Genomic DNA, 5,343 nt, shown 5'->3' with positions numbered 1-5,343 from the left:
TATGGGATGATCCTTACGTCGATCGCAGGTATGGTTACAGGGTTGATCTCAGCTCCTACGGCTATGGGAGACGTCGTTTCTTCTGCCCCTAGTTTGGCACCGACGTTTGGAGCAGCTTTTACTCATTTTGGTGATATTTTCACAATTCAAATGCTTGTCGTTATCTTAACGTTCTTATTCGTTGATTTCTTTGATACAGCTGGTACGTTGGTTGCAGTTGCGACTCAGGCAGGATTCATGAAGGATAATAAATTACCTCGTGCAGGCCGTGCATTGTTCGCGGATTCTGCTGCGACAGTAGTAGGTGCTGCCGTCGGTACTTCAACGACCACCTCTTATATCGAGTCTACAGCAGGGGTTGGAGCTGGTGGACGTACTGGTTTTGCTTCAATCGTAACGGCTGGATTTTTCCTGTTGGCGTTATTCTTTTCACCGCTATTATCTGTAGTCACAGCAGAAGTTACTGCGCCTGCATTGATTATAGTAGGTGTATTGATGGCATCAACGCTGAAAAATATTGACTGGGATCAGTTTGAGATTGCTGTTCCAGCATTCTTCACTATTGCCGCGATGCCACTGACTTACAGCATTGCAACGGGAATCGCGATCGGGTTCATCTTCTACCCGATTACGATGGTATTGAAAGGTCGTACAAAAGAGATCCATCCGATCATGTACTTCCTCTTCGTGATTTTTATCCTTTATTTCATATTCTTAGCTTAATTGTAAGTGTGGAATCGCCTTGGTCAGCCCCGACAAGCTTAAGAACAACAGTGCAGGGAAGTGAACTATCTTCACGGAACTGTTGGACTTAAGACCTCGAGGGGGTAGGCGATGGAACCGGATAATATTAAGTGTGGAGAGGGGCTGGTAAGACCTGAAGAGCATAAGCGAATCACCTCAGTGAAGTGATCTTCTTTACAGAGGTGGAGTGCTTATGTCACAAAGGTCTGCCCCACGGAACCGGATAAAGATGAAGTTCGACTAAGAACGCAACGTCCTGTTGCAACGTCGAACTGACCCTCGTCCTGAGGGCCCAAGTGTAGAAGCGACTGATCAGCGACGTTTAACTAATGAAACACCTTCCTATTGAATAAAAAAACGGCAGTCTTTGAGACTGCCGTTCTATTCATCCTCCATGTGACGGATGCTGATTGGACGCTGCTTTTTAGATTCGGTCACGTGGCGGTAAAGCTGAATAATCAGTAAGCCGTGCTTGTAAGTCGCTTCAATTTTGTCACTTCGAACAGGAAACGGGAGATCAATGCTGCGTTCGAAGGCGCCGTCGGCAATTTCAGAATGGATTTGATGGCCGCCGCGGTGGTTGATTTCAATTTTTCCTTTAAGCGTAAGGACGGAGTGATCTACGAAAACATCGACGTTTTTCGGATGGTTCATGCCAGGGATGTTCACGAAGCAGAGCAGTTCGTTGTCATACTGGTACATGTTGATGTAGGGAATAGAGGGCTTCATCATGCCTTCGAAGTCACCCCAAAAATCTTGACCGAAAAATCGATCCAGATTCATTTTCCAATCTTTGAATTGATTCATTTCATCAACCTCCATAATTTGTCACTATTTGCGGTGAATTTTCATTGTGAAAGGACTTCTCATGGTTTATAGTGTATGCATGAAAAATCAACTGGGTGAATATCCTGTGAGGACAAGATTTAGCCTGAGTTAGGAGGTTTCATGCATGTTAGAAAATCCATGGTTGGTCATTGGCATCATTTTAGTGGTGAACATCGTCTATGTTACATTTTTCACGCTTCGTATGATCTTTACCTTAAAAGGACAACGTTATTTTGCAGCGTTCATTAGTATGTTTGAGATTGTAACGTATGTGTTCGGTCTAGGATTGGTGCTCGATCGGCTTGATCAGATTGAAAACGTTATTGCCTACGCGTTAGGTTACGGGCTCGGGGTTATCGTCGGGATGAAGATTGAAGAAAAGCTCGCGCTCGGTTATATTACAGTTAACGTAATATCTTCAGACCCGGATATCGAATTTACCCGTAAGCTTCGAGAAAAAGGATACGGTGTGACGAGTTGGTCTGCCTACGGGATGGAGGGAGATCGCCTGGCGATGCAGATTTTGACGCCTAGGAAATACGAACTCTTACTTTATGAAACCATCCGTACCATTGATCCGAAAGCCTTTATTATTTCCTATGAACCGAAGCAGATTCACGGGGGTTTCTGGACGAAATCTGTGAAGAGAGGAAAGATCGAAGATGCCCAAAAAGAACAGCAAGAACGGCAAGAAGCGCTTTGAAGTCGGTGAAAAGGAAACCATCGATCAGTGTCTGGACCGTATAAAAAAAGAAGGTTATATGCCGATTCGCCGTGCGGAAGAGCCGATCTTCCGTGAAGAGATCAAGAATGGTGAAAAAGTCATGGAACCTATAGGTAAAACCATCGTTTTCCATGCAGTGAAGCAGTAAACACGAACATTTTATAATTGTTTCTTTTTCATCGTTCGTTATTTGCGTTGACATAGGATTGCTCCTCTTGATATGATGAAGATAGAATTGCATAATGAAACCTCATATAAGACGGGAATAGGGCCCGTTCGTCTCTACCTGGGAACCGTAAATTCCCGGACTATGAGGGGAGTTCAAGCATCTGATATCATTTTTCTTGAGACACGTATGCCTGTTTAGCTCCTCTCTACGTAGAGGCAGTTAAGCAGGCTTTTTTAATGAAAGTGGGGATTGTATGGCTAAAGTAGGCGTCATCATGGGCAGCATTTCCGATTGGGAAACGATGAAGCAGGCTTGTGATGTACTCGATGAATTGAACATTGCATATGAAAAAGAAATCATCTCTGCGCACCGGACACCAGAAGACATGTTTACGTACGCAGAAGAAGCACGGCGAAAAGGGCTGAAGGTCATCGTCGCAGGGGCAGGAGGGGCAGCTCACCTGCCGGGTATGGTCGCTTCGAAAACGACGCTGCCAGTCATTGGTGTACCTGTCCAGTCCAAGGCTTTGCAAGGTCTGGATTCTCTCCTTTCCATTGTGCAGATGCCGGGAGGGGTGCCCGTCGCCACAGTAGCGATCGGAAGTTCAGGAGCAAAAAATGCAGGACTTTTAGCAGCGGAAATGCTTGGAGCTTTTGACGAAGAGATCGCTTTAAGATTAGAAGATTATCGCAAACAAATGATAGATAAAGTCGAAGGAATGAGGAGCGATTTACGTGAATCATAACGTCGTACGACCAGGACAAACGATTGGTATTCTCGGTGGCGGCCAGCTTGGAAGGATGATGGCTGTAGCTGCCAGACATATGGGCTACCGGATTGCGGTCATGGATCCAACAGAGGATTGCCCGTGTTCACATGTTGCGGACGAGCATATCGTGGCGGCATATGATGATGTAGAAGCAGCCAAAAGGCTGAGTAAGATTAGTGACGTTATTACTTATGAATTCGAAAATGTCGATCTGGAAGTGGCGCGTTTGTTTGAAGCTGACGGCAAACTCCCTCAGGGTGCGTACTCTTTGGAAGTCACTCAGAACCGTTCTAAAGAAAAACAGGTTGCGGTTGATACTGGACTTTCTGTTCCAGATTATGCAATTGTCCATACGTATGAAGAGGCAGTTCAAGCGCTTTCGACTATCGGCTTTCCAGCGGTCATCAAAACGATCAGCGGCGGCTACGATGGAAAAGGTCAATTGAAGCTAGAGCACGAGGATGTCCTTGAACAGGCGGAGTCTTTCATTAAAGAAGGCGGCACGTACATTGTAGAAGCGTGGCTTGCGTTCGACCTGGAAATCTCCCAGGTGTTCACAAGAAGCCTTGACGGAGACATCAGCTATTTTCCAATAGGGGAGAACATCCATAAAAATCATATTTTACATGAAACGAGAGTACCGGCCCGTGTTTCTGAAAGTGTCAGAGAAAAAGCTCAGGCTGCAGTTCGTGCACTTGCAGATAAGATGGGAATTGTCGGCACGTTTGCTGTGGAAATGTTCGTAAAAGACGAAGAGGTTTACATCAATGAAATGGCACCAAGGCCGCACAATTCCGGCCACTATACGATCGAGGCTTGCAGCGTTTCGCAATTCGAACAGCACGTGAGAGCGATATGCGGCTTGCCTTTACTTCCTGTCCATTCCTTCCCGGCAGCGGTGATGATTAATATACTCGGAAAGCATCAAGGCATATTAATTGATAAAATAGAGCAGTATCGTGGTTTTCATTTACATGATTACGGCAAAAAAGAAGCGCGTCAGAACCGTAAGATGGGCCACCTTACATTCATAGGAAACAACTTAGATGAAATCGATGAAAGAATTGTAGAAAACCAAATTCATTTATGGTAGTCAACGAGGAGGAAGACGATGATTGAACGTTACACAAGACCCGAAATGGGAAGCATCTGGACCGAGGAGAACCGCTATCAAGCCTGGCTTGAAGTTGAACTTTTAGCCTGTGAAGCATGGAGCGAGCTTGGAGTGATCCCGAAAGAGGACGTTGAAAAGCTGCGTGAAAAAGCATCCTTTAATGTCGAGCGCATCCACGAAATCGAAGCGGAAACACGTCATGACGTGGTCGCTTTTACACGAGCGGTCTCAGAGACTGTAGGGGAGGAACGCAAGTGGGTTCACTACGGTCTAACTTCGACAGACGTGGTTGATACGGCTTTGTCCTATCAATTGAAGCAGGCGAATGAAATTATCCGCAAGGACCTTGTCAATTTCATTGAAATACTTGGTGAAAAAGCGAAAGAGCATAAGCATACGGTCATGATGGGGCGTACACACGGGGTTCACGCTGAGCCGACAACATTCGGTCTTAAGCTCGCGCTTTATTATGAAGAAATGAAGCGGAACCTGGAACGCCTTGACCTGGCCATCAAAGGCATTGAAGTCGGTAAGCTATCCGGAGCCGTAGGAACGTATGCCAATATCGATCCATATGTGGAAGAGTATGTGTGCGGCAAGCTTGGACTTGAAGCAGCTCCTGTCTCTACCCAGACGTTACAGCGTGATCGTCACGCTCATTACGTTTCTACTCTTGCTTTGATTGCGACTTCCATTGAGAAGGTTGCGGTTGAAATCCGCGGCTTACAGAAAACTGAAACGCGGGAAGTTGAAGAATTCTTTGCGAAAGGGCAAAAAGGCTCTTCAGCCATGCCGCACAAACGTAACCCAATCGGTTCAGAGAATATGACGGGAATGGCGCGCGTGCTGCGCGGTGAGATGCTGACAGCATTCGAAAACGTTCCATTGTGGCACGAGCGTGATATTTCACACTCCTCTGCAGAGCGTGTCATTCTTCCTGATGCGACTATAGCGATCAACTATATGTTGAACCGCTTCAGCAATATCGTGAAAAA

The 5,343-nt window shown here is 46.0% G+C and carries 7 protein-coding genes and 1 riboswitch; of the genes, 6 read left to right on the top strand and 1 reads right to left on the bottom strand.

Annotation, left to right across the window (positions count from 1 at the left end; translation table 11 throughout):
• Positions 1-723, top strand: a 723-nt coding sequence (locus LD39_RS13495; RefSeq protein WP_035547828.1) for an NCS2 family permease, incomplete at its 5' end; no start/stop codon positions are given.
• A 402-nt stretch (positions 724-1,125) separates the two neighbouring features.
• Here LD39_RS13495 and LD39_RS13490 read toward each other — a convergent pair.
• A complete protein-coding gene (locus tag LD39_RS13490) occupies positions 1,126-1,551 on the bottom strand; it encodes an Hsp20/alpha crystallin family protein (RefSeq protein WP_035547825.1) in 426 nt (141 codons plus the stop codon).
• 145 nt (positions 1,552-1,696) lie between these two features.
• Here LD39_RS13490 and LD39_RS13485 point away from each other — a divergent pair, with 145 nt between their 5' ends.
• The 5 genes from LD39_RS13485 to purB all read left to right on the top strand — a co-directional run.
• On the top strand, positions 1,697-2,275 hold the full coding sequence (locus LD39_RS13485; protein WP_035547822.1) for a DUF2179 domain-containing protein: 579 nt from the start codon (positions 1,697-1,699) through the stop codon (positions 2,273-2,275).
• Positions 2,235-2,444 (top strand): NETI motif-containing protein, encoded by a 210-nt coding sequence (locus LD39_RS13480; RefSeq protein WP_035547819.1) that lies wholly within the window; start codon positions 2,235-2,237, stop codon positions 2,442-2,444. The genes LD39_RS13485 and LD39_RS13480 overlap by 41 nt, the downstream gene beginning before the upstream one ends.
• Positions 2,445-2,526: 82 nt before the next feature.
• A riboswitch (purine riboswitch) is annotated at positions 2,527-2,627 on the top strand.
• A gap of 91 nt (positions 2,628-2,718) precedes the next feature.
• On the top strand, positions 2,719-3,210 hold the full coding sequence (gene purE, locus LD39_RS13475) for a 5-(carboxyamino)imidazole ribonucleotide mutase (RefSeq protein ID WP_035547816.1): 492 nt from the start codon (positions 2,719-2,721) through the stop codon (positions 3,208-3,210).
• A complete protein-coding gene (gene purK, locus LD39_RS13470) occupies positions 3,200-4,327 on the top strand; it encodes a 5-(carboxyamino)imidazole ribonucleotide synthase (RefSeq protein ID WP_035547813.1) in 1,128 nt (375 codons plus the stop codon). The genes purE and purK overlap by 11 nt, the downstream gene beginning before the upstream one ends.
• Positions 4,328-4,345: 18 nt before the next feature.
• Positions 4,346-5,343, top strand: a 998-nt coding sequence (purB, locus tag LD39_RS13465) for an adenylosuccinate lyase (protein ID WP_035547810.1), incomplete at its 3' end; no start/stop codon positions are given.

Origin of the sequence: Halobacillus sp. BBL2006 (assembly GCF_000786645.1) — a bacterium.
Lineage (GTDB): Bacteria > Bacillota > Bacilli > Bacillales > Halobacillaceae > Halobacillus.
The sequence above is the reverse complement of the archived record's forward strand: the minus strand, read 5'-3'. Positions and strand labels throughout refer to the sequence as shown.